Source organism: Gilliamella sp. Choc4-2 (assembly GCF_001690355.1).
In the GTDB taxonomy this organism is placed as follows: Bacteria; Pseudomonadota; Gammaproteobacteria; order Enterobacterales; family Orbaceae; genus Gilliamella; species Gilliamella apicola_A.
The window spans coordinates 26,768-51,736 of sequence record NZ_LZHG01000074.1 but is presented as its reverse complement, the minus strand read 5'-3'; the positions used below and the strand labels follow the sequence as shown (position 1 = coordinate 51,736).

Annotated in this window: 24 protein-coding genes and 1 pseudogene; 11 read left to right on the top strand and 14 right to left on the bottom strand. The window is 32.5% G+C overall.

Annotated features, from left to right (window positions below; translation table 11 throughout):
- Positions 1–56 precede the first annotated feature (56 nt).
- The 3 genes and pseudogenes from A9G34_RS10240 to rpmB form a co-directional block, all read right to left on the bottom strand.
- Positions 57–311: pseudogene (locus A9G34_RS10240) on the bottom strand (transposase); the annotation flags it as partial.
- 428 nt (positions 312–739) lie between these two features.
- Positions 740–907, bottom strand: coding sequence for a 50S ribosomal protein L33 (gene rpmG, locus A9G34_RS10235; protein WP_025314526.1), 168 nt, complete (start codon positions 905–907; stop codon positions 740–742).
- Between the two features lie 15 nt (positions 908–922).
- A complete protein-coding gene (gene rpmB / locus A9G34_RS10230; protein ID WP_034946960.1) occupies positions 923–1,159 on the bottom strand; it encodes a 50S ribosomal protein L28 in 237 nt (78 codons plus the stop codon).
- A gap of 1,339 nt (positions 1,160–2,498) precedes the next feature.
- Here rpmB and aroE point away from each other — a divergent pair.
- The 5 genes from aroE to argA all read left to right on the top strand — a co-directional run bounded on the left by aroE (position 2,499) and on the right by argA (position 8,475).
- Positions 2,499–3,329, top strand: a complete 831-nt coding sequence (gene aroE / locus A9G34_RS10225) for a shikimate dehydrogenase (RefSeq protein WP_034946957.1) — start codon at positions 2,499–2,501, stop codon at positions 3,327–3,329.
- A 150-nt stretch (positions 3,330–3,479) separates the two neighbouring features.
- On the top strand, positions 3,480–3,575 hold the full coding sequence (locus tag A9G34_RS10510) for a DUF1870 family protein (RefSeq protein WP_080715907.1): 96 nt from the start codon (positions 3,480–3,482) through the stop codon (positions 3,573–3,575).
- 411 nt (positions 3,576–3,986) lie between these two features.
- Positions 3,987–4,499, top strand: a complete 513-nt coding sequence (gene aroL / locus A9G34_RS10220; RefSeq protein ID WP_034946955.1) for a shikimate kinase AroL — start codon at positions 3,987–3,989, stop codon at positions 4,497–4,499.
- Between the two features lie 243 nt (positions 4,500–4,742).
- The gene (locus tag A9G34_RS10215; RefSeq protein WP_065569643.1) at positions 4,743–5,942 is read left to right on the top strand and encodes an MFS transporter; all 1,200 of its coding nucleotides are present in this window, start codon (positions 4,743–4,745) and stop codon (positions 5,940–5,942) included.
- Positions 5,943–7,146: 1,204 nt separating this feature from the next.
- On the top strand, positions 7,147–8,475 hold the full coding sequence (argA, locus tag A9G34_RS10210) for an amino-acid N-acetyltransferase (protein WP_065569642.1): 1,329 nt from the start codon (positions 7,147–7,149) through the stop codon (positions 8,473–8,475).
- A gap of 33 nt (positions 8,476–8,508) precedes the next feature.
- Here the strand turns inward: argA and mutH are convergent, their stop codons facing one another.
- The 5 genes from mutH to rpiA form a co-directional block, all read right to left on the bottom strand.
- Complete coding sequence (gene mutH, locus A9G34_RS10205) at positions 8,509–9,177, bottom strand: DNA mismatch repair endonuclease MutH (protein ID WP_034946946.1); 669 nt, start codon at positions 9,175–9,177, stop codon at positions 8,509–8,511.
- Positions 9,178–9,249: 72 nt separating this feature from the next.
- Complete coding sequence (locus A9G34_RS10200) at positions 9,250–9,798, bottom strand: NADPH-dependent FMN reductase (protein ID WP_065569641.1); 549 nt, start codon at positions 9,796–9,798, stop codon at positions 9,250–9,252.
- A gap of 80 nt (positions 9,799–9,878) precedes the next feature.
- On the bottom strand, positions 9,879–10,415 hold the full coding sequence (locus A9G34_RS10195) for a Dps family protein (protein ID WP_034946940.1): 537 nt from the start codon (positions 10,413–10,415) through the stop codon (positions 9,879–9,881).
- An 800-nt stretch (positions 10,416–11,215) separates the two neighbouring features.
- Entirely contained in the window at positions 11,216–12,457 is a 1,242-nt protein-coding gene (gene serA, locus A9G34_RS10190; protein ID WP_034946937.1) for a phosphoglycerate dehydrogenase, read from the bottom strand.
- An 84-nt stretch (positions 12,458–12,541) separates the two neighbouring features.
- Entirely contained in the window at positions 12,542–13,198 is a 657-nt protein-coding gene (gene rpiA, locus A9G34_RS10185; RefSeq protein ID WP_034946934.1) for a ribose-5-phosphate isomerase RpiA, read from the bottom strand.
- Positions 13,199–13,407: 209 nt separating this feature from the next.
- Between rpiA and A9G34_RS10180 the strand changes: the two genes are divergently transcribed.
- The 4 genes from A9G34_RS10180 (at position 13,408) to A9G34_RS10165 (ending at position 16,512) form a co-directional block, all read left to right on the top strand.
- Positions 13,408–14,313 carry a LysR family transcriptional regulator ArgP gene (locus tag A9G34_RS10180; protein WP_034946931.1) on the top strand — a complete coding sequence of 302 codons (906 nt, stop codon included), beginning with the start codon at positions 13,408–13,410 and terminating at the stop codon, positions 14,311–14,313.
- A gap of 91 nt (positions 14,314–14,404) precedes the next feature.
- The gene (hemE, locus tag A9G34_RS10175) at positions 14,405–15,478 is read left to right on the top strand and encodes a uroporphyrinogen decarboxylase (RefSeq protein ID WP_034946928.1); all 1,074 of its coding nucleotides are present in this window, start codon (positions 14,405–14,407) and stop codon (positions 15,476–15,478) included.
- Complete coding sequence (locus A9G34_RS10170) at positions 15,471–16,064, top strand: YjaG family protein (protein ID WP_034946926.1); 594 nt, start codon at positions 15,471–15,473, stop codon at positions 16,062–16,064. The genes hemE and A9G34_RS10170 overlap by 8 nt, the downstream gene beginning before the upstream one ends.
- 175 nt (positions 16,065–16,239) lie before the next feature.
- On the top strand, positions 16,240–16,512 hold the full coding sequence (locus A9G34_RS10165; protein ID WP_034946923.1) for an HU family DNA-binding protein: 273 nt from the start codon (positions 16,240–16,242) through the stop codon (positions 16,510–16,512).
- 175 nt (positions 16,513–16,687) lie between these two features.
- Here A9G34_RS10165 and ybaK read toward each other — a convergent pair whose 3' ends face one another.
- The 4 genes from ybaK to glyQ all read right to left on the bottom strand — a co-directional run bounded on the left by ybaK (position 16,688) and on the right by glyQ (position 21,180).
- Positions 16,688–17,173, bottom strand: coding sequence for a Cys-tRNA(Pro) deacylase (ybaK, locus tag A9G34_RS10160; protein WP_065569640.1), 486 nt, complete (start codon positions 17,171–17,173; stop codon positions 16,688–16,690).
- A 125-nt stretch (positions 17,174–17,298) separates the two neighbouring features.
- The gene (locus tag A9G34_RS10155) at positions 17,299–18,090 is read right to left on the bottom strand and encodes a hypothetical protein (RefSeq protein ID WP_034946916.1); all 792 of its coding nucleotides are present in this window, start codon (positions 18,088–18,090) and stop codon (positions 17,299–17,301) included.
- A 73-nt stretch (positions 18,091–18,163) separates the two neighbouring features.
- The gene (glyS, locus tag A9G34_RS10150; RefSeq protein ID WP_065569639.1) at positions 18,164–20,236 is read right to left on the bottom strand and encodes a glycine--tRNA ligase subunit beta; all 2,073 of its coding nucleotides are present in this window, start codon (positions 20,234–20,236) and stop codon (positions 18,164–18,166) included.
- Between the two features lie 11 nt (positions 20,237–20,247).
- Positions 20,248–21,180: a glycine--tRNA ligase subunit alpha gene (glyQ, locus tag A9G34_RS10145; RefSeq protein WP_034946911.1), complete on the bottom strand. Its 933-nt coding sequence runs from the start codon at positions 21,178–21,180 to the stop codon at positions 20,248–20,250.
- A 223-nt stretch (positions 21,181–21,403) separates the two neighbouring features.
- On the opposite strand from glyQ, the gene envC reads away from it, so the two are divergent.
- Both envC and A9G34_RS10135 read left to right on the top strand, forming a co-directional pair.
- Positions 21,404–22,612 (top strand): murein hydrolase activator EnvC, encoded by a 1,209-nt coding sequence (envC, locus tag A9G34_RS10140; protein WP_065569638.1) that lies wholly within the window; start codon positions 21,404–21,406, stop codon positions 22,610–22,612.
- The gene (locus A9G34_RS10135; protein WP_065569637.1) at positions 22,609–23,424 is read left to right on the top strand and encodes a divergent polysaccharide deacetylase family protein; all 816 of its coding nucleotides are present in this window, start codon (positions 22,609–22,611) and stop codon (positions 23,422–23,424) included. Before envC ends, A9G34_RS10135 begins: the two co-directional genes overlap by 4 nt.
- Here A9G34_RS10135 and rapZ read toward each other — a convergent pair.
- Positions 23,400–24,248 (bottom strand): RNase adapter RapZ, encoded by an 849-nt coding sequence (rapZ, locus tag A9G34_RS10130; RefSeq protein WP_034946908.1) that lies wholly within the window; start codon positions 24,246–24,248, stop codon positions 23,400–23,402. The genes A9G34_RS10135 and rapZ overlap by 25 nt on opposite strands.
- A gap of 98 nt (positions 24,249–24,346) precedes the next feature.
- Complete coding sequence (locus A9G34_RS10125) at positions 24,347–24,946, bottom strand: XTP/dITP diphosphatase (protein ID WP_034946905.1); 600 nt, start codon at positions 24,944–24,946, stop codon at positions 24,347–24,349.
- Positions 24,947–24,969 lie beyond the last annotated feature (23 nt).

Here is a 24,969-nt window from a genome sequence, read left to right as displayed (position 1 = left end):
TGAATGATTTTGTTGTAGTTGCTGTGCCCACGTTTTACGTGCCTTTGTGGGCACTAAAGCTTTTTTATGATTTCTTCCTGAAGCTGGGATTTTAAGCTCAGTTCGGCAAACATCTGCTTAAGCTTGAGATTTTCAGCCTCCAGCTCCTTTAAGCGTTTGATATCCGAAGTTTCCATTCCGCCGTATTTTTCTCGCCATTTATAGAAAGTTGAATTACCCATGCCATATTTACGGCACAGTTCTTTAACCGGAATACCCGCTTCAGCTTCTTTTAAAATAGCGACGATTTGATGTTCAGTCATTTTTTTCATAATTAAATCCCCTTTTCTTTTATCATAGAGAATTTTCTACTTTTTTGCTGTACTATTTTAGGGGATAGTTACACGCTGTCTCTATTTTTTTAAAACCTGTGATAACCATTATATCAATCAAAAATTTACAAAACTTACCGAGAGAGAGATAACCTTTAATTGAGATATAGTATTTAGCGATTCAAAAGATAGAAACTAAAAGTTTTAGTAATTTAGGGGAACCAACTTATGAATTTTTAGAGGTTATTTTAGTGATGAGGTATAAAAAATCCGTTATTTCCCTATAAGTTAATATTGCTATTTATGACTAATGCTAGATGCTTGTAAGATAAAGAAAAATAGGTGTATTTTATTGAAAATTTTGATAAATTTTTCCAGAAGTTGATAAAAAACCCAGCAAATGCTGGGTTTTCTTATTTATTTGATAACTATTTAATTTTAGCTTCTTTATAAATAACATGTTGACGAACTACAGGATCGTATTTTTTGATCTCCATTTTTTCAGGCATAGTTCTTTTATTTTTGCTAGTGGTATAAAAATGACCTGTACCAGCAGAAGAAACTAATCTGATTTTTTCGCGTACACCTTTAGCCATGATATGGTTTCCTTATTAGTACTTTTCACCACGGGCACGAAGTTCAGCTAGAACTGCATCAATACCCTTTTTATCGATAATTCGCATACCTTTAGCAGATACACGCAATTTTACAAAACGTTTCTCGCTCTCAATCCAAAAACGGTGAGTTTGAAGATTTGGTAGAAAACGACGTTTAGTAGCATTCATCGCATGAGAACGATTATTTCCTACTAAAGGGCCTTTTCCTGTTACTTGGCATACTCGTGACATGTCAATAATTCTCCGAAATTTCTATGCTTAAGCCTTGGGCGTAATATGTTAATGGAATTAACCTCGTCAGGCTTTTAGTTTGCTGCAGTTCTATCTGAGAAGCAGTCTAACCTCTCACACTACACCCACGATAATGAGGTAGCGAAGTATACGCTGTTATGCACAAATTCTCAAGTATTATCTTATGTAAGCATAAAATAAGTTTAAGAGTATAAAATTTAAATAAGATATAAGTATTGTGTTAGTCGAAAATTCTCCTACATTGCCATTTGTATAAATTAATAAAAAGAGTTTAATAAAATGAATTTAAAATAGTTAAAATTTTCAAGGAACTTAAAAAAGTCAATATTACATATTAAATTAATAATATTTTTCAATCAGTAAACCAAAGTTCAGTCACTAAATTTGAGAATTTCAAAAAGAATTAACCAGTATTTTCGGTAAATTCATTGAATCTTCTTCTATTTATAGTTCTAATTATATTTGCAAAATAATGAAAGCATTTTTGCTTCTCTTTTTATCTGGAGATGTCACAAAATATTATTGAAACCTTAAAGATAAAAATATGAAATAGATATTTATTTAAATTGATAAGATAAGTCTGATGTTTACCATAAAAAATTAAATAACAAAAATCATGCTTTATCTAAATGCACAAGCTTGATTTAAAAGAACTGATTCATGAAAAACTTATTTCTTTCACAGTAAAGAAGTAGTATGAACAGTGCGATTGATAACATGTTAAGTAAGCCTAGTTGTAACCAAATATTGTCTGTCATGTTGAAATGGAAAGTTCCTTGATGGATTTCTGTATCAATAAATTATGGTGTTGGTATTATACCTAAAACACTTATTCGAAAGAATTTAATGCTACTTTTGTTCCTATGAAAAAAAGTTATTAAAAGTATATTGTTATTATAACAATGAAAAATAAGCAGTTATTATCTGTTTTTTAAAAATTTTATCATTTCTTAATTAAGTATATTTGGGTGCTATATTGGGGCACTAAATTATTCTATGATAGTTACATTGTCAAAAAAGGTTTTATTGAATGATAATTAAAAGTTACCATTTGTACTAATTCAATAATGTATGGACTACTTTTAATTACGATATGAAAATATTGTTATTTATAAGGTAATTTTTAATAAAAAGTCATTTCTGTGTTAAAGTCTAAGTTATTTCCTATATATTAAACAATTGAATATAAAATAAATTTTTAAATTAAACTTTTTCCAAAAAATGATTTAATTTTAAAATAAATATGCTTTAATACTTTGATCAAGATTTTTTCTATTCAGTTTTTCATGTTTTATTTTCTAACTTTAAAGGAGATTATATGAATCAGTTCACGCCATATAGTATATACGGTATTATCGGTTATCCTCTAGGGCATAGTTTGAGCCCACTAATTCACACAATATCATTTCAAGATCATGGTATTCCAGCAGTTTTAGTCCCATTCACAATTCCTCCAGAAGAAATTGCTACATTTTTTAACGCAGCAAAATTATTAAATATTCAGGGGTTATGTGTCACTATTCCTCATAAACAAACTATCATTCCATATTTAGATGAAGTGAGTGAGCATGTAAAAAAAGCTGGAGCGGCTAATTTAGTCTACTGGGATGGTGATAAGCTTTGTGGTGATAATACTGATATTGTCGGTTTTATGGAGCCTCTTCGAAACAAGAATCTGGGAGTTGAATATAAAAAAGTTTTATTACTTGGTGCTGGTGGAGCTGCGCGTGCTGCTGTTGTTGGATTACAAGATCTTGGTTATACCGATATTACTGTAACGGATATAGTGGATGCTTTGCCACAAGCATTAGCTGAAGAATTCAATCTTAAAACTGTTGCATGGCAAGAACGTAATAAAGTCGAAGCACAAATTATTGTTAATTCAACTCCACTTGGCATGGCAGGAAAGTTTGAAGATCAAACACCTTATGAAAAAGCATGGTTTAAAGGTAAAGGTTTGGCTTATGATATTGTTTATAACCCATATAATACTCGTTTTAGACAAGAAGCAGAAGAAGCTGGATGGGAGTCTATTTCTGGACGTGAAATGTTTATTGGTCAAGCTAATGCTCAATTTAAAATTTGGACAGGTAAAGATATTTCTAAAAGAGCAAAACAGGAAGTTATCAATGCTTTATCTGGAAAATAAATAATAATGACATGCACACTTAATAATACCTAATTAAATGTATTTTTAAGCTACGAAACAAATATGTTTTATTATCTTTGGATTTATTATTGAAAAAATGGTCTTAATAATTTATTTGATTGTATCAATCAAAATATAAAAAGAGCATTTATGACTAACTTAGAATTACAAGTATATCGTCGTATTCTTATGTTAAAAATATCTGAAATAAGTGAGTATATTGGTAAAACAGATGCTAAAACTTGACAGGTATGGGAAAAGGGCCGCAGTTCTTGCCCCAGATTTTGTTGTAACGGCAATGCTGGAATACGATTAGTTATTTTATAATGCATGAAGAATTTGAAAAGGCTAATCCTATCCTTGGTGCTATTCAATGGCGATTATATAAATCAATTGCCACCAAATTTTATTTTCGTAATTTAGAAAATCCATGTTAATTAATATAAAATATAATTGTAAATTTTTGAACATTCAAAAATTTTTAAATTGATTATGTAATTTTATCTTTACATTTTTAATAGAGTTATAGATTCATTTCATAAAAATGAAAGTATTTTATAATGTTTATTGATATATAAAATAATGATTGCAAAAATTAGAGTGAGTCACTAGCATAATCAACATATTTTGTAATCTGCAAATCTCAAAGGACCAAATATGAATAAAACAATTTTTTTAGTTGGTGCAAGAGCAGCAGGAAAAACAACAATGGGTAAGATGCTTGCTAACACACTATCATTTTCTTTCATAGATACAGATTACCATTTACTTGAAACCACCAAAAAAACTGTAGCCGAAATTGTCGAAAAAGAGGGCTGGGAAGGATTCAGAGCTAGAGAAAGTCAAGTGCTTATCGACACAGCCAAACCTAACTGTGTAATTGCAACTGGTGGGGGAATGGTGCTAGCTGACCATAACCGTGATTTTATGAAACAAAATGGCACCGTTATCTTTTTATTGGCATCTGCTGCAACGTTAACTGCTCGTTTAATGAAAGATCCTAATGTAGCACAACGTCCTTCATTAACAGGATTGTCTATTATTGATGAAATGGAAAAAATTCTAGCTGAAAGATTACCTTTATATCATGATGCCGCGCACCATGTGATTAATGTTGATCAAGATGAAAGCTTAGTTCTTGCTAAAATGCTTGAAATACTAAAAAGTTAACCAAGTTGTTTTTTCAATGCCTTTCTATAAAAAAGAATTAATTTTGAAATTATAATAAATTATTTTTTATTTGATTGAAAAATGTATTTTTTATTATAAATAGCTCTAGAATACATAAATAAGTGTGACGGATTTAAACGTTTAGCAATAAATTTATACTTATCACTTTCAGATTAATATTGATGCTTGTATATTGGATATAACTCAGGTTTTAAGTTTTTAATTTTAAATATAGGGCACGAAATGGATAATCGAAAAGTTAATCCTTATGGAATTGTTGGATCTATTTATGCAAATTATATTATTCAAAGTATTGCATTAATTGTGATTATGCAATTTTCTGTAGCTCTTTCAAAACAACTTAATACCGATATAGTTGGGCTTGGTTATGTTGCGTCAGGAATTGGCATTGGAAAAATACTTTTAATGTTTGTTGGTGGCGTGCTCTCTGATAAATTTGGCAGAAAGTTATTCATATACTTTGGTATGAGTTGTTACACGTTTTTTTTTATTGGAATGACTTTTTGCTCCAATATTCATATCGCTTTTTGTTTAGCGATTGCTGTAGGGGCTGGTAACTCTTTTTTAGATACAGGCTCAATGCCTGCTTTAACCGAATGTTTTCCAAATTCAGCAGGATCTGCTAGTGTACTAATTAAGGCGTTTATTTCTATTGGAACATTAGTTCTTCCTTTTATTGTCACTTTTTTCTATATTAACCGATTATGGCATGGTTGGGCATTTCTTGGTTTCGCGATTTATTTAATGATTAATGGCTTATTATTATTTCCTCAAAAGTTCCCAAATAAAGATACTACAATAATGGGTAGTGAAGGCTCAAAAAACTACTTCAAAGCTAAACCAAAATTCTTAATTGAAGGTATTTTTCTGATACTTATGGGATTCACAACAACAGCTACCTTTGTCATTATTTTACAATGGCTTCCTACTATCGCTATCAATGGTATTAATATGAGCGATCTCGATGCTAAACAGCTGATTAGTTATTATAGTACTGCATCTATTGCGTCGGTATTTTTTACGGCTTTTATTGTGAAACATTTATTAAAACCTATATTTTGCATTATCATTTTGCCTACATTATCAGCATTAGTATTAATCCTTTTTTACTTGAATATTTCATCATTAATGTGTGTTATCGCTGCTATTGGTATGGGATTTACCGCTGCAGGGGGAGTGCTTCAATTAACCTTGGTTGTTATGCAACAATTATTCCCAACTTGTAAAGGACTTGCTGTTGGATGTGTGTACACTTTTAGTGGTTTATCTTTTCTAGTGATTCCGCTAATAGTGCCAAAATTGGCTATGATAGATGTTAGCTATGTAATTTTAACTGATTTTTTCATTGCATTGTCAAGTATTGTGTTTGGTTTAATCGTATATTTTCGGTTCATTAAAGTTATTGATATCAAAAAAATTTAGAATGTAACATTAATAGGTGTTGAAGAATCATCCTATTTATTCAGTATTAAAAGAGTTTACTTATGCTAGAATAAATAAGATTAATTAGCAAAGTCCAACAAAGTGTGTATAGCTTTTGATGCTGTTCGGAGTATTGTTTATTATGGGGCATTATCGGATAAATTTGAGAGTAAATCATCTATTGCTTTTAGGTAGAGGGGATAGCTCAACGTTTTATGTCGGGACCTATCAAGTCCTAATGTAATCTTTTGCAAAATCACTGGATTGAGCATCAATATTAATTAAAGCTGTACTTGACGCTAGTCAATCTGTAGTGTCTTATCATTATAGTTGAATATGTATTTTATACTGTATTATTTTAAGCATAAATGTACTAATTGTGCTTAAAATATCACTGCTAAATCATAAAAATTTTCCTAGCGGTAAGAAAAAATATTTATAAACTATTTAAAGTAATACGAAGAATTTAAAGAAAAAATAGAAGGTTGAGATAGAAAGTATCTGTTTTATTGTAATTAGTTTTACCTCTACAGAGACTATTTAATTTCTTCTTGTTTAAAAAACTTTTTATAAATGGTTGTAAGTATGAATAAACCTTATTTCTTACAAGCTTTCTAATCACAAAACATTGGTATATTAGTTAGCATATTCCTAACTTCAATTTTATTAAAAGGCTTTATGTGCAGGGTGATGGCATTGTGTTTTATTGCAAAAAGTACTTATTAAAATTACCCTTAACCGCAATGACTGAATTTTTCCATGTGGAAAACTGTTGGGTATTTTTTCACATTTTTCGAGCGCAGCAACTGACATAATTCTATATTTAATATTGGATATCAACCAATTTGGGTTTATGTTATTTTGTCTTAGTATCAGTTATTGCAGTCTTAAATACATTATTAGCTGTTATTGAGTTAACACATTACTAATAAAAATGTTTGGCTTTCCTATCAACTCCCCTTAATACCTAATAAAGAAAGATATTTTAATAAAAAGAGATATAAAAACTCGATGTTTTTTTATTTATATTAAAAATATTGTTTTTAATACTTCCTTGTTAATTTAAATTATCTATTTTAATCCTGCATTTTTATATTACTAAAGTCTCTGTTTTTTAGAATTTGTTAAAAACTTCTTGCTATTAAATTTAAAATAAATAAAAATATATAAAATATGAATAAATATTCATTAAGGTCTTGCGAAAATGAAAGAACGAACAACTGAATTGGTCGAAGGATTAAGGCACACTGTACCTTATATTAATGCTCACCATGGTAAAACATTTGTTATCTTACTCACTGGAGCGGTGTTAAAAAGCAATAATTATTCAAGTATTATCAATGATATTGGATTACTCTACAGCCTTGGTATCAAACTTATTATTGTTAATGGCGCTCGAAATCAAATTGATGAATCACTCAAAAAACACAATATTGAACCTAAATACCATAAAAATATGCGCATCACTGATACAGAAACGCTAGATATAATTAAGCAAATAACTGGATTGCTGCAACTTAATATTACTGCAAGCTTATCAATGAGCTTGAATAATACACCATTACAAGGCGCACATATTAGTGTTGTTAGCGGTAATTTTGTAATTGCTCAGCCTTTGGGCGTGGAAGATGGTGTTGACTATTGCCATACGGGTAAAATTCGCCGTATTAATAAAAAGGCTATATCTGAACAACTGGAGCGGGGCTCAATGGTGCTATTAGGACCTGTTGGCGTTTCAGTTACGGGAGAAAGCTTTAATTTAGCTTCTGAGGATATTGCTGCAGAAGTTGCTATTCGTTTAAAAGCAGATAAATTAATTAGTTTTTGTGACGAACAAGGTGTGCTTGATGAAAAAGGACATGTCATTACCGATCTTTACCCAAATGATGTAGATAGTTACATTCTTCAAAAAGAAAAGCAAGGAAAGCATTTATCTAGTGAGGCTCGTTTTTTACGTGCGGCATCGAAAGCATGTCGAAGTGGGGTGAGACGAAGTCATCTAGTGAGCTATTTGATTGATGGTTCTATTTTGCAAGAACTATTTTCACGGGACGGTATTGGAACACAGGTCGCAATGGAACATTCTGAACAAATTCGTCTTGCAACTATTAATGATATTGGTGGAATTTTAGAGCTTATTCGTCCTCTTGAAGAACAGGGTATTTTGGTTAGACGTTCGCGCGAGCAGTTAGAAATTGAAATAAATAAATTTATTATTATTGAACGTGATAATATGACTATTGGTTGTGCTGCTCTCTATCCTTATCCTGAAGAAAAAATGGGTGAAATGGCGTGTGTAGCAATTCATCCTGATTATCGCAATTCATCTAGAGGCGATTTACTGATACAAAAAATAGAAGAAAGAGCAAATAATTTAGGTTTAGAAAAAATATTTGTCTTAACTACACATAGTATTCATTGGTTTAGAGAAAAAGGGTTTAATCCAGCCGTTGTAGATGATTTGCCTATAAAAAAGAAACAGCTTTATAATTATCAACGCAACTCAAAAATTTTAATACTTGATATGCTTTGATTAACGTATTATTAAGTTTTATCCTAAAAAAAATTAGCATTTAGTAGAATGTAAAATTTGCATCGTAAATGACTTTTTTAGATAGAATCCTCTAGGGCGCGTTAATATAATATCCCCATTCTCGCCAATTGCTTCTGTTAAAGCCTTTCCATTAGCGGCTTTTGGTCTAATTTGCAGATAAGTACCATAACGAGCTGTGATTTTTTCAATTTGACCAAGGGCAATCATGTCCATGAGCTCTTGCCAATCTTGCTTTAGTTGCTGTTCTTGTTCTTTAGTGGGGGTCCACAAAATAGGGTGACCAACTTTTCGTTGATGTAGTGGAATCGATCTTTCACCTTCTATGGGAATCCAAAGTACTTTAGAAAGCTTATATTTAACGTGACTAGTTTCCCAAATAACACCATAATTTGCCATAAGTGGTATTACACTGACAAAAGTGGTTTCTAAAGGGCGCCCTTGTTTATCAACAGGGATTGTTTTTAATTCAATACCAAGATTAGCAAAATCACGCAGCGCTTTACTACCGGCGTTAGCCCCTAAAAATGTTTCAATAAGGTTGCCTACCCAACCTTTTTGTTTATTAAGGTTACTTGGTATAGGGATATTTAAATATTGTGCTATTTCACCGAAAGTATAACCAGCTACTAACTGCGCTCGGTTTAACAATTCTTGTTCACTGGTTGGATAAAATGTTGCCATGTAAAAAACGTTATCACTTAATAAATAACCCCACAGTTAATCAAAAAACTGTGGGCACCAAATTAAACTTAATTAACTTAATTTTTCAACCCAATTAGCGTAACAATTAATGATAATAGAAAGAAATTCTTTTGTTTTTTCGTTAATATTTCCATTTTCATCAAAAGCTGAATTAATATTACCAATATAAGCTTCTGGTTGTTGCATAGTTGGCATATCCAGGAAAACCAATGATTGGCGAAGTTGATGATTTGCACTAAAACCACCAATGGCACCTGGTGATACTGAAATTACCGCAGCAGGCTTTTTAGCCCAAACACTCTTGCCATAGGGTCGAGAACCTACATCAATAGCATTTTTAATAACTGCTGGTAAGCCACGGTTATATTCTGGAGTTACAAAAATTACACCACTACATTCCATTATTTCTTTTCGGAAAAGTGTATAAGGTGTAGGTGGTATATCAGTATCAATATCTTCGTTATAAAGTGGTAAATCGCCTATTTCAATTATATATAACGATATAGAAGAAGGAGCAATTTTTTGTAAAACTTTTGCTACTTTCAAGTTGTAAGAATCTTTACGTAAACTTCCGACTAATACGGCAATTTTTTTACTCATTTTCAATCCTCACATATGCTTAATAGAAGAGGCATATATACTGCCTCTTATCAACATTATTCACTATTAAAAATTAGTAATTAATGACCAGATGAATCCATTTTACGACCAGTTTCAAACAAGAACCATGCACGTCTTTCAGTTTGATCAATCCACTCTTCAATTAAACTTGCTGTTGCTGTGTCATTATATTTATCGCAAATATCGTGTGCCACACGCATACGTTCTGTTAGTTTAACATTGTCTTGGCATAGCTCAGCAAGCATATCAGAAGGCTCAACAAAATCAGCATCATTATCACTAATACTTTGTAATTTTGAAATATGACCAATTGATCGTAATGTTGTGCCACCTAATTTACGTACACGTTCAGCAATTGGATCGGTCATTGCGAATAGCTCTTCACCATGATCGTCTAACATTAAATGGTAATCACGAAAATGGGGACCGCTTACGTGCCAATGAAAGTTTTTTGTTTTTAAATATAAGGCAAAAACATCAGCTAACACAGAGTTCATTGCACCAGAAATATCTTTTGATGCTTTTTGCCCTAAGTCAGTTGGAAATAAAATTGCAGATTGTTGAATTTTTTTTGCAGAAATAGTACTTTTAGCCATAACATATTCTCCTTTTGTAGAATAATTTATTTACTGTACTTTACCAAAGTACGCTAACTACTTATAAATGTCCAATAATATTAGGCTATTTTTAACTATCACTGTTATTTCAGCAATCTATTATTTTTTGATTTGAACATATTAAATTATTATTTAAAGTAAAAGAAAATATTTTAAATTTTTATGAGGTTAAATATTTTAAATCTTTAAGATTTATAACTTTTTTTCGAAGTTAAACTTAATCAGTTGTGATCTTATTTAACATTAGCACAATAATAAGTGATAAACTGAATAAGAGAATAAAGTAAAAATGGCATTTAAAGCAATGATTGGGTACATGCAAAAATCTACACCAAAAAGTTTAAACTAAAAATTATTTCGCTCATTCTAGATAAAAGACATCCGTTTTCACAAATTTGTCGGAGCGTAAATATCAATAAAACTATATTAAGTTATTGGTAGCATTCTTATGTTAAATACAGATACTTAATTAATCTTATTTGTGGAATAATTAATGTAGGGACATAGCCAATATGTTTTTTATAATTTAAGTATCGATAGATATCGTTATTAAGGATAATAATTTAGATAATAAATATTATGGTAAACGTTGTATAACGATGCATTAAAGTAATTAAAGTTAGAGTAGTCCATAAATAAACTTAAAAATAAATTTTTATTTTCCTACTTCAATTTCGGACGTTAGCTGAGCTATAAAAAACATAAAGCAAAAAAACATCCGAAAAAATAAATTTAGTTTTTATTGAAAAAGATGGTTATTTTTTTGCTTATCTCATCTTTTAGAAAAGCAATCTTGCTCGGATAGTCCCTGATACATTTTTTAACTTAACTAATAACTCTTCAGCTTTGTCTTGCTTAACTCTATCAATATCAATAACAACATAACCAATTTTTGAGTCAGTTTGTAAATATTGGGCTGAAATATTTAGACCTTGTTCGGCAAAGAGCGTATTGATAGCGGTTAATACACCAGGTTGATTATGATGAATATTGATAAAGCGACTTGAACCTTTCTCGGGAATGGGTAACGAGGCTTCAGGGAAATTAACGGCAGAAAGTGTAGCTCCAGTATCTGAATATTTTGCGAGTTTAGTTGCAACTTCAATACCAATGTTTTCTTGCGCTTCGCTAGTTGAACCGCCGATGTGGGGAGTAATAATCACATTATCAAATTGACATAATGGAGATTCAAAAGGGTCGCTATTACTAGCTGGCTCTGTTGGAAATACATCGATTGCTGCACCACTAATTTTGTTTGTTTTTAGCGCTAGAGTTAAAGCATCTAGATCAATAACTTTACCTCGAGATGCGTTGATTAAAATTGCACCATTTTTCATGGTGTTGATTTCATTTTCACTAATCATTTTGATTGTTGTTGTGTTTTCAGGTACATGCATACTAATAATATCACTTATAGCAAGTAAATCTTTCATTGTTGGTATTTGTTTTGCATTACCTAAGGGCAATTTTGTCTCAATATCGTAAAAATAAACATTCATACCAAGTGACTCAGCTAGTACGCTTAATTGACTACCAATATGTCCATAACCAACAATTCCCAAATTTTTACCACGTGCTTCGTGAGAGCCGGTAGCAATTTTATTCCATTTACCTTGATGTGCTTTAGCGTTAGCTTCTGGTACTCGGCGCAATAATAAAATCGCTTCTGCTAGTACTAGTTCAGCAACAGAGCGCGTATTTGAAAATGGCGCATTAAAAACAGGGATACCTTTAAAGGTAGCTGTCTCAAGATCAACTTGATTAGTACCAATACAAAAGCAGCCAATACCAGCAAGTTTTGGTGCTGAATTAATGATGTCTTGGGTTAATTGTGTCCTTGACCGGATGCCAACAAAACGGACATCTTTTAAGGCTTCTTTAAGTTCAGAATGTGATAATGCACTTTTAAGATATTCAATATTGTTAAAGCCTGCTTTTTTTAATGTTTCTATTGCACTAGGGTGAACCCCTTCAAGTAACAAAAACTTATTTTCATCTTTGGTTAAAGCTTGAACAACCATTTTTCCCTCTCTTTTTTCCCTTTTAGGATATACATTGATGATTATTGTTACACAACTCGATGAAGCTTATCATTTTAAATAAACTTATTTTACCTCTTTTACGCCCATAGGCGTGCCTATAAGTGCAATATCAGCACCTTTGTTCGCAAATAATCCAACTGTTACAACACCTGCTATATTGTTGATTCGATTTTCTAATTCTATGGGATTAGCAATAACAAGATCATGAACATCCAGAATAACATTACCATTATCGGTTATGACATCTTGACGATATACAGGTTTACCGCCAAGCTTAAATAGTTCACGAGCAACATAGGAACGGGCCATTGGAATTACTTCGACGGGTAAAGGAAATTTTCCTAAAATATTAACAACTTTCGACTCATCTACAATGCAAATAAATTGTTTAGCAAGTGCCGCAACTATTTTTTCACGCGTTAAAGCTGCCCCTCCACCTTTAATCATTTGCATGTGATGATTAATTTCATCTGCACCATCGACATAAATATCTAGGCTATTGACTTCATTACAGTCAAGCACAGGAATACCATAACTTTTTAATTTTTGTGTGGATGCTTCTGAACTCGATACTGTTCCTTTTATTTTAGCTTTAATTGTAGCTAACGCATCTATAAAATGTGACGCTGTCGAGCCTGTGCCAACTCCCACTAATGAATCTGGCTTTATAAATTTTAATGCAGACCATCCAACTGCTTTTTTTAATTCATTTTGTGTCATAATATTACCGTATTTCGAGCATAATTTTCTCAAAAAAAATTTTTTTTGAAAGCAAAATTTTTGAAGATATGGCATAGTAACGAATTGGAAAGCAAAAATCATTAGGATATTTAAAAAATATATTAATTTTAGAGATATATTTAAAGCTTTTTGCGATATTAAAGTAACTTGATTACCCAAGCAATGATCAAATCATTAGTAAAGAGATTATGAAGCGTCCAGATTATAGAGCATTACAAGCATTAGATGCGGTGATAAAAGAACGAGGATTTGAAAGAGCAGCAGATAAATTGTGTATTACGCAACCTGCGGTATCGCAACGTATTAAACAATTAGAAAGCTTTTTTGGTCAACAACTTCTTGTTAGAACCATTCCCCCTAAAGCAACGAAACAAGGTGAGCATTTATTAGGCTTATTACATCAAGTTGAATTGCTTGAGCAACAGTGGTTAGGTGATAATGAACAAAATATTACACCTCTATCATTATCCATTGCGATTAACGCTGATTCTTTAGCAACTTGGCTTCTACCTGCGTTAAAACCTGTTTTAGATAAGAATATATTACGTTTTGATATTCAAGTAAAAGATGAGGAGCATACTTTAGAACTTTTGCGTTTAGGTACAGTGGTGGCAGCTATTAGCATCCAAGCCAATCCTTTACCTGGCTGCCTATCTGATTTATTAGGAGTATTGGATTATATTTTTGTTGCTTCTCCTAATTTTGCTAAAAAATATTTTCCTAATGGTGTAACTCGTGCATCCCTTTTGAAAGCGCCAGCTGTTGCTTTTGATCATTTAGATGATATGCATCAAGCATTCTTGCAAGAAAACTTTAATCTTACTCCAGGCAGTGTCATATGCCATATCACTAGTTCGTCAGAAGCTTTTGTTCAATTAGCTAAGCAAGGTTCTGCATGTTGTATGTTGCCGAGATTACAAGTTGAACAAGAATTGAAAAATGGTGAGCTTATAAATTTGACAGAAGGGTTATATCAAAGGCGCATACTGTATTGGCATCGTTTTGCACCAGAAAGTAGTATAATGCAAAATATCTCTGAAACATTGATTCGTTATGCGAAAAATACATTATTACAACCTCAAGATCGTAAATAATGATCATAATTTGAAAATCATTTACTGATAAGAGTTGGGTGTCCCAAAAACTTTCTAATAAAAATTTGTATTAACTTAAAGAGCTGAAGATATGAGCCAATTAAAAAATGACCGTTATTTACGTGCTTTGCAATGTCAGCCAACTGATTACACACCAATTTGGATGATGCGCCAAGCTGGTCGTTATTTACCTGAATATCGACAACTGAGAGCTAAATCAGGTAATTTTATGACAATGTGCCAAACTCCAGAGCTTGCATGTGAGGCAACGTTGCAACCTTTAAAAAGATTTGATTTAGATGCTGCTATTATATTTTCTGATATTTTAACTATCCCTGATGCCATGGGCTTTGGTTTATATTTTGGCGCAAGTGAAGGACCTAAATTTACTAAGTCTATCTCTTGTTTATCAGATATAAAACAATTGCCGATTCCCGATCCGATGCAATCTCTTAAATATGTAATGGATGCAATTAGTCTAACGAAAAAAGAATTAAATGGTAAAGTACCATTAATTGGTTTTTCAGGTAGTCCATGGACATTAGCTACCTATATGATCGAAGGTGGTAGTAGTAAAACGTTTACTAAAATAAAAAAAATGCTTTATGACGAACCACAAGCATTGCATCTGTTATTAGAAAAACTTGCTCATAGTGTTGCGTTATATCTAAATGCGCAAATTCAATCGGGTGCGCAATCAATTATGATTTTTGATACTTGGGGCGGAGTGTTAAGTCATCAAAGCTATCAAACATTCTCACTTGACTATATGCAATTGGTTTTATCGCAATTAAAGCAAGGTAAAAAAAGTGAAGATATAACCTCGTACATTCCTGTTACTTTATTTACTAAAGGGGGAGGATTATGGCTTGATAGTATTATTAATACTGGTTGCGATGCGGTGGGTGTGGATTGGACAGTAAATTTAAGTCAGATTACTCAAAAAGGCAAAATAGCAGTACAAGGGAATTTAGAACCTTGCGTTTTATATGCAGGAAAACAAGTAATTGAATCCAACGTGGAGGTCGTTCTTAATGAGTTTGGTCATCACAATGGGCATATTTTTAATTTAGGTCATGGTATTCAACAAGATATCCCTGTAGAGAATGTACAGCATTTGATTGAAGCGGTGCACCGACAGTCAAAAAGGTTTCATCATGATTAAAAATCCTGTTCAATTAAGAATAGAAAAATTACCAGTATGGCAGCAACGTTTATTTATGGTTTGCCTATGTGAGCGTATGTATCCAAACTTTGTTATTTATTGTCGTCAACAACAGAATGAAGAAAATGCAAAAAATTATAAAAAAATACTTGATTTAGTTTGGGAGTCATTATTGGTTAAGGATGTGAAAATTAATTTTGATTTACAGTTAGAAAAATTAGAAGCAATGATTCCTGTAATTACGAATGATAGTCCATATATTGTGTATCCTGCAATTGATGCGTGCCAGGCATTGAGTGAACTTTTGCACTCATATATCAGTGGTGAAATAGCTGAACATAGTGCCAAAGTCAGTAGTATATCAGCTGTTACTATTGCAGAATTTGAAATGACAAAATCTAATATTGAACTTTCAGAAGATGAACAGCTGCTTTTACCTTGTGTTATTGATGAATTTGACTTGCAATGGGATATTTTTCGACTGTTACGTGATGAAAAAAATGATGCAGTCGATTTGATAAAAGGTTTAAGGGCTGAAATTAGATTGGCTGAAACAAGTAATATTGGGTTATTTTTGAGCGATTAAAACAGTCAAGCCCTGATTTTTTTACTTTTTAATAAATTTTCCTTTTATATTAGAGCAATATAGACTACATTTAGTAGCAATGTAACTAAATGTTGTTTACAGGAAGAAAGTTAATCAATTAACTTTTCTGATTATGTTAACTTTAACAATAAAATAAATATGTAAGGATATTTCCATGAATAAAACAGAACTTGTTGATGCAATTGCTAGTAAAGCAGATATAACTAAAGTTGCAGCTAAAACTGCATTAGAAGCTACATTAGCGGCTATCACTGAATCATTAAAAGCTGGTGAGCCAGTTCAATTAGTTGGTTTTGGCACATTCAAAGTTAATTCTCGTAAAGCTCGCACTGGTCGTAATCCAAAAACGGGTAAAGAAATTAAAATTGCAGCAAGTAAAGTACCTGCATTTGTATCAGGTAAAAGCTTAAAAGAAGCAATCAAATAAATTACTTTTTCTTATAGTCAAATTGATTGATAGAAGTAATAGGTCATAGGGTGTATCCTTATGGCCTTGTCTTTAAATAAAAAATAAAATTCTTTAAAACAAGTTGATTTTAGGCTTTATTATCCTATTTATAAGTAATATTAAATCCTAATTACAAATTATACCGTTAACAATTTTAAGCGGTTATTTCAACCAATTTCGCTTGTAATATATTAACCAAATCTTGGGGCACGATTTCAATTTCTAATCCTCTTCGTCCGCCTGATATAAACATGGTAGAGTGCTCACTTGCACTCAAATCAATAAGTGTGGGTAGTTGCTGTTTTTGACCGAGTGGACTAATTCCTCCCACCAAATAACCTGTTACCTTTTGGGCTAAATTAGGATCAGCTAAATCTATTTTTTTACAGTTTAATACTTTTGCGGCTTTTTTAAGATCCAGATGACTATCGACAGGCAATACACAGACCGCTAATGTTTTATTATTACCATTTAAACTCACAATCAAGGTTTTAAATACCTGTGCCGCTGTAATATTCAAACTGGGATCAAGCTTATCAATAGCTTCTTGCCCATAATTGGTTTGGTTTGGATCGTGCTTATATTGATGGATATTAAATTTGATTTTTAACTTTTTAAGTAAATTAATCGCTGGTGTCATAATTGTTATCCAAATGGTTTTTCATTATAACAAATATAATACACAGCGAATTGATATAGCAAGTGAGTTTCCCCACCAATCTAAACTGGTGGGGATGAGAATAATTAAACGATCAAACTATTAGTTTATTGCTGATCATCTTTTGTTGGAAAGTTTGAGTTAGCATCATTAGTTGCTAACCAATAAAGACGATAGAAAAAGCTCGTCAGGAAGATATCAAAAAAGGCAGAACAGAACGAAAAGATAATATTAACTACTATATTGTTTTCACCGATTATCATAAACAATTTAGTAATAATCATTAAATATGCGATATTAATTAATAGCATAAGAAAAGAAGGAAGCCATTGCGTTTTTGTCAGTTGACAACTTAACGAAAATAACTCAGAGAAGCTTTTTTGTTTAGATTCAGCTAATAATCCAAAAAAGAAGCTAGTAAAAATAAAGAAAAGTACAGAGAAAATAATTAGCGTTATAAAAATTAATGAAATAATCAAAGGTTTGGGAAGTAGTGAATTTAAAGTAATAAAGATTAAAAATAAAAATAATACTATAACAACTAAGTGAAAAATCATCGCAAAGTAAAAAACAATAATTTTTAATAGATTTTCTAATACTTTAGACAGTAATAATTTGGGGTTAAGTTTATCACTTACATAAAGATTATAAACTGTTGCAATACTAATTGATTTTATAGCAATATAGATTGCAACTTCTATAATAATGACTGATACATAGCTAGCGATGTTTCCTGATAAATATAATTGTGTATACGTTTCTAGTTTGTAAAAGTAGTAACTTATAACTGGGCTCATTAGTGCTACTAATAGGCTTACAAGCGCAATTGGTATAATACGATTACGAAAAAAATTGCATGTTTGTGTAAAAACTAAAGAAAAAGGAATTTTTTTTTGCATTTCTATATAAGTTCCTTATATGTGGTAACAGGTTTAGTTACCACTATTATTTTTAAACGATTAAATTCGTAAATTAAGCTTGCAATAATGAAATATCAGCTACTTTCAAAAATAAGTTTTGTAGCTTTTTCAAAAGCGCTAATCGATTAAGTCTAATATCTTCATTGTCAACCATAACCATGACTGAATCAAAAAATGCATTCACTGTCTCTTTTAATGACGATAATTCAATTAATGCATCTTGATAACGGCTTTCACTAAAATAAGGTGAAAGTTTATCGGTTAAAATCACCAATTTTTTAGCTAACTCGCCTTCAGCACCTGCTTCTAACAATGCTGCATTGATCTGTTCAGGAATAGTAACCTCAACTTTAGATAAAATATTTGACACTCGCTTATTAGCTTCGGCTAATGACGAAGCTTCGGGCAAGGTCCTAAAGTGAGTTACTGCTTTAATGCGTGCATCAAAATCAGCGGGTTTAGTTGGATTAAGTGCTAAAACAGCTTGAATTGTATCAATGGCAAAACCTTGCTCTTGGTACCAAGCGCGGAAACGACCTTGCATAAAATTAACAATATCATCAACCACATTCTTATTGGTCAGTTTACCGCCATATAATGATGCGGCATAATTGGCTAATTCAACTAGATCTAAAGATAATGCTTCTTCAACAATGATTCGTAACACACCAATAGCAGCGCGACGCAATGCAAAAGGATCTTTATCACCTTTAGGATGTTGACCAATACCAAAAATACCGGCTAAAGTATCCAATTTCTCAGCGATAGAAACTGCACAAGAAATAGCAGTGCTTGGTAATTCATCACCAGCAAAACGCGGTTTATATTGTTCTTCAATGGCGGTTGCAACTTCAATGCTTTCGCCATCTTTAAGTGCCAAATAACGACCCATAATGCCTTGTGTTTCAGGGAATTCAAAAACGGTATTAGTCACTAAATCGCATTTTGTTAATTTGCCCGCTCGTTTGGCTTGCTCAACATCAGCACCAATTTTATCGGCAATAAAGCCTGATAACGACTCAATGCGAATAGCTTTATCCTTAACTGTTCCAAGTTGTTGTTGAAATAAAACTGTTTCAAGGCGGGGCAAACGGTCTTCTAAACGTTGTTTTAAATCAGTTTGATAAAAGAACTCTGCATCGGCAAGGCGAGGGCGAACTACTTTTTCATTACCCGAAATTACAACTTGTGGATCTTTTGACTCAATATTAGCCACAAAGATAAAGTTTGGTAATAATTTGCCTTGTTTATCATAAACGGGAAAGTATTTTTGATCGCCTTTCATGGTATAAACCAAGGATTCAGCAGGAACTTCTAAAAATCGTTCCTCAAATTTAGCAGTTAACACAACGGGCCATTCAACCAGCGATGAAACTTCCTCAAGCAAATTATCTGTTAAATCTGCTTTACCGTTTAATTTTGCTGCTTCTTCTTCAGCTTGTTGTTTAATAATAGATTTACGTTTATCGTAGTCAGCAATTACTTTACCACGTTGTTCCAAAATTTCAGGATACTGGTCTGCATTATCAATAGTGAACTCTTGTTCACCCATAAAACGATGACCACGAATAATGCGATCTGATTTAATCTCTAAAATCGTACCGGGCACAAGCTCATTACCATACAACATAGTGACAGTATGACATGGACGAATAAATTCAACTTGACGAGCTGCCCAACGCATTGGTTTAGGAATAGGTAATTTACTTAATGCGGTTTTAACCATATCACATAACAAATTAACAACAGGTTGACCTTTTTGATTTTGAGTATAAGAAAGCCATTCACCTTTATCAGTTTGTATACGTTCAGCCTGATCAACAGTAATACCGCAACCACGAGCCCAACCTTCAGCAGCTTTTGTTGCATTGCCATTGGCATCAAAGGCTGCGCTAACCGCTGGACCTCGTTTAACTATTTGACTATCGGGTTGCGTATCATTCAAATTCAAAACTTTTAATGCTAAACGACGAGGCGATGCATACCAAAGTACCTCACCATGTTCTAAATTGGCATTGTCAAGCTGCTGTATAAAATTAGCCGCAAAGCTTTCTGCCAACGTGCGGAGTGATTTTGGTGGTAACTCTTCGGTACCAATTTCCACTAAAAATGTTTTTTGCATAATCTTCTAAATTCCTACTTTGATGCGCTTTCGTTAGATTGTGAATTTTGGCACATAGGGAAGCCAAGAGCTTCGCGAGATGCATAATAGGCTTCTGCCACCATTTTTGTTAATGTTCTGATGCGCAAAATATAACGTTGTCGCTCTGTTACTGAAATTGCTTTACGAGCATCAAGTAAATTAAAACAATGAGCCGCTTTTAAGATGCGCTCATAAGCAGGTAGTGGCAGTGGTTTTTCTAACTCCAGCAAAAACTTAGCTTCTTTTTCGTGTTGTTCGAAACAATAAAATAAAAATTCAACATTTGCATATTCAAAATTATAAGTGGACTGCTCTACCTCGTTTTGATGAAACACATCGCCATAAGTTGTTTTACCAAATGCACCATCACTCCAAACCAAATCATAAACACTGTCCACGCCTTGGATATACATTGCTAAGCGCTCAAGTCCATAAGTGATTTCACCAGTAACAGGCTTACATTCAAGCCCGCCAACTTGTTGAAAGTAAGTAAATTGGGTTACTTCCATACCATTTAACCAAATCTCCCAACCAAGCCCCCACGCACCAAGGGTTGGGTTTTCCCAATTATCTTCAACAAAACGAATATCATTAACAGTTGGGTCAAGACCTAATTGTTTTAACGAACCTAAATAAAGCTCTTGAATATTATCAGGAGAAGGTTTTAAGATAACTTGAAATTGATAATAATGCTGAAGCCTGTTTGGATTATCACCATAGCGGCCATCAGTTGGGCGACGTGATGGTTGAACATAAGCCGCATTAATAGGTTCTGGCCCCAGTGCTCGTAAACAAGTCATAGGATGAGATGTCCCCGCACCAACTTCCATATCCAATGGCTGAATCACGGTGCAACCTTGATTAGCCCAATAATCTTGTAACGTAAGTATTAAACCCTGAAAGGTTTTGACATTAAACTTTTGCATGCTGTTATCTTAATGGTTGAATTGATATTTTCGATAATTTAAATAGTGCTGTATTTTATACTTTTTCTTGTTGCTTGTGAAATCTCTAATCGTGCAATCTTACTATATCATTCAATCATTATCATCTAATAATCTAATAGGCTTTTGATTTTGCATCTTTACCAATTTGTAGGTATAGTGACATTATCATTAATACTTGGTAATAAATTATAAATAAAACGCCATGTCTATTTATCTAAAATTTTTTGTTATCACTTTAATTTTGGCCATCAAAATTAATTCTGTTTACGCTGATGATAATCAAAAGTTAGAATCCTTACGTCGCTCGATTGAAGAGCAAGAAAATCGTTTAGCTCAGCAGAGCAAAGAGCGTTCACAATTAGTGAAAGCATTAAAAGAACAAGAAACCGAAATAGCCAACTTGCTAACATTAATTGAGAAAAATAGTTTATTACTAAAGAAATTTAACGAACAAATTAATGAATTGATAAAGCAGATTGATGTCTTGAAGATTAAGCAAAAACAGCAACAAGAAGTATTGGCAAAACAAATTGAAAGTGCATTCAAAATAGGAAAGGCAGCAGGATTAGAACTGATTTTCTCCGGTGAAAAAAGTGAACTTAATGAACGTATTATCTCTTATTATGGTTACATTAATGAAGTAAGACAACAACAAATTCGTGATATTCAAATAACACAAATGCAATTAGATGAAAAGAAAAGTGAATTGCAGAAAATGCAGGCTTCTCATAAAACAATGCAAAATCAACAAAAAAAGGAGCAAAAACGGCTTGAAATAAATTGGAAAAAACGGCAAAAAACAATTATGTTTCTTGAGTCATCAATGCAGGCGAATAAACAAAAATTAGCAAATTTACGTGAAAACGAAGCAAAATTACAAGCTAAAATTGCGCAAGCTGAACAAGATAGTAGACGCATTGCTGAAGAAGAAGAAATGCAAGCTCAATATATTGCCGAAAAGCAAAAAAATACTAATTATATTCTCAGCTCAGATGAAAAAGCCCTGATGGCAAGGGTAAGTGGAATTGGTAAGCCGCAACATCAATTCAATTGGCCTGTAAGTGGAACTGTTGTTCATCAATATGGTGAGTCTTTACAAGGCGAGCTGCATTGGAAAGGTTTGGTAATTAATGCCGTAGATGGTACTCAAGTTAAAGCAATTACTGATGGGCGAGTAATTTTAGCTAACTGGTTACAAGGGTATGGTTTTATTGTGGCTATTGAGCATGGTAAAGGGGACATGAGTTTATATGGATATAATCAACGAGTATTAGTGAATGTAGGAGATAAAATTAAAAGTGGGCAATCGATAGCTCTTGTAGGATCGAGTGGAGGGCAAAATATACCGGCCCTTTATTTTGAGATTCGTCGAGATGGTAAGGCTCTTGATCCGAGTGGGTGGCTGAAATGAAGAAACATTTGGTCTGTATATTAATTTTAAATTTTTGGATATTAAATATACAAAATGTATGGGCAGCAAAGCTCGCTATTGTTATGGATGATTTTGGATATCGCCAACGCTATGAAGAACAAATTATTGCATTATCTTCTCATATTACCATTGCAGTTTTACCTTATTCTCCTAATGCCAAGCGCATTGCTACAATGGCTCATCAACATGGGAATGATGTGATTATCCACCTACCTATGGCTCCTTTAGGTAAACAGCCATTAGAGAAATATACGTTGTTTCCTCATATGACTGAAGCAGAAATAAGCCGAATTATTGATAATGCTGTCGAGCGAGTGCCTTATGCAATTGGTGTCAATAACCATATGGGGAGTTTGATGACATCAAACCAAAAAGGAATGGAATATGTTATGAAAGCATTAAGTCAGTATTCAATGTTTTTTTTGGATAGTAAAACCATTGGCAAAACACAGGTAAAAGTAGCAGCCCATAATTATAATATTCCTGTTGTTGTCAGAGATGTATTTTTAGATGATGACCAAAGCGAAAAAGCAATTAGGTATCAAGTTGATTTGGCTATTTCACTTGCGCGCAAAAATGGATATGCTATCGCAATAGGTCATCCTTATCCACAAACGATTAATGCATTAAAATTCAAGTTAGCCAATTTACCTGCTGATATTGAGTTAGTTAGCATAAGTCACTTAGCTACTCCATTAACTAAAAGGTCAAAAATAATTTTAAAAGATATTTTTGAAAAATATAAAAAACAATTTAGTAAAATATATTATCTTTTTTCTAATGTGCGATGACGAATTTGTACCTGCTTATTTTGTGCTCTGAAAATTTCAGCTAATCTTTCAGCAATGAAAACAGAGCGATGTTGACCACCAGTACAACCAATAGCAATAGTTAAATAACTGCGATTATTTTTTTCTAACATTGGAAACCATTGTTTTAAATAATTAGCAGTTTGATAAATAAAATTGGTAACTTCATCATGATTTAATAAATAGCTTTTTACGGGTTCATCTAGACCTGTTAAGGGACGTAAACTGGCATTCCAATGTGGATTAGGTAAAAAACGCACATCAAATACAAAATCGGCATCAATAGGCAAACCATATTTAAACCCAAATGATTCAAAAATAATAGTGAGTTCTCTTTCTTTTTTTCCTAGAACCCGTGATCTTAAGATATCTGATAATTCATGAACAGAAAGATTATCAGTATTAATGACTAAACTTGCATTTGATTTCAGGGGTTCTAAATATTTTTTTTCAAGATCAATAGCTTCTTCAAGTGAATATTGTTGATTAGTTAAAGGATGTATTCGCCTTGTTTCACTATAGCGCCGTATTAATGTATTACGACTACAATCAAAAAAAATAATTTCAGGCGTGACAGATTCGGGCAAACGTTGAAATATATCATGATTAAAATCAGAATTTGCAGGTAAGTTTCGAATATCAATACTGACAGCAACAGGTGTATTGTTATTCTTTAAAGTATCGGCTAACTGAGGTAATAAAACAATAGGAATATTATCAACACAATAAAACCCCATATCTTCTAGGGCTCGTAATGCAATAGATTTTCCTGAGCCAGAACGACCACTTACTATCATTAGAATCACTATATCAACTCCAAAATGATTGATGCTTTAATTATATACTGTTTATTTCCAAATGGGTAATTCTGATTAAAAACAATAATAGTATAAACAAAATTTTTTTAAAAAGGCTCAGTTTTGATTTTCTTAATTAATTGCTTAAGAGCTTGCCCTCTGTGAGAAATCTGGTTTTTGTGTTCTTTCGAGAGCTGTGCTGCTGTGAAATTAAGTTCTGGGATATAAAAAATTGGATCATAACCAAAACCGCCTTCACCTTGAGCTTCATTTAAGATTAAACCTTGCCATTTTCCCAAGCAGATAATTGGAGTTGGATCGCTTTCGTTTCGCATAAAAACTAATGCACAATAAAAGTAAGCTGTACGTTTTTCTTTCGGAACATTTTGTAGTGCATCTAATAGCTTTTGATTATTGCTTTTATCATTCCCATGTTCACCAGCATAACGTGCAGAATAGATTCCTGGCTGACCTTTTAGAGCATCTACCGATAATCCAGAATCATCAGCAATAGCTGGTAATCCAGTGAATTTGGAGGCATGTCTTGCCTTTAAAAGTGCATTTTCAATAAATGTTAAACCTGTTTCGTCGGCATCCGGTACATTAAATTGGCTTTGTGCAATAATATCAAAACCGGCATTAGCGAGTAATGCTTGCAATTCATTGACTTTACCTTGATTATTCGTTGCTAAAACAATTTTTTGCATTTTAATTTCCTTTATATCAGTTG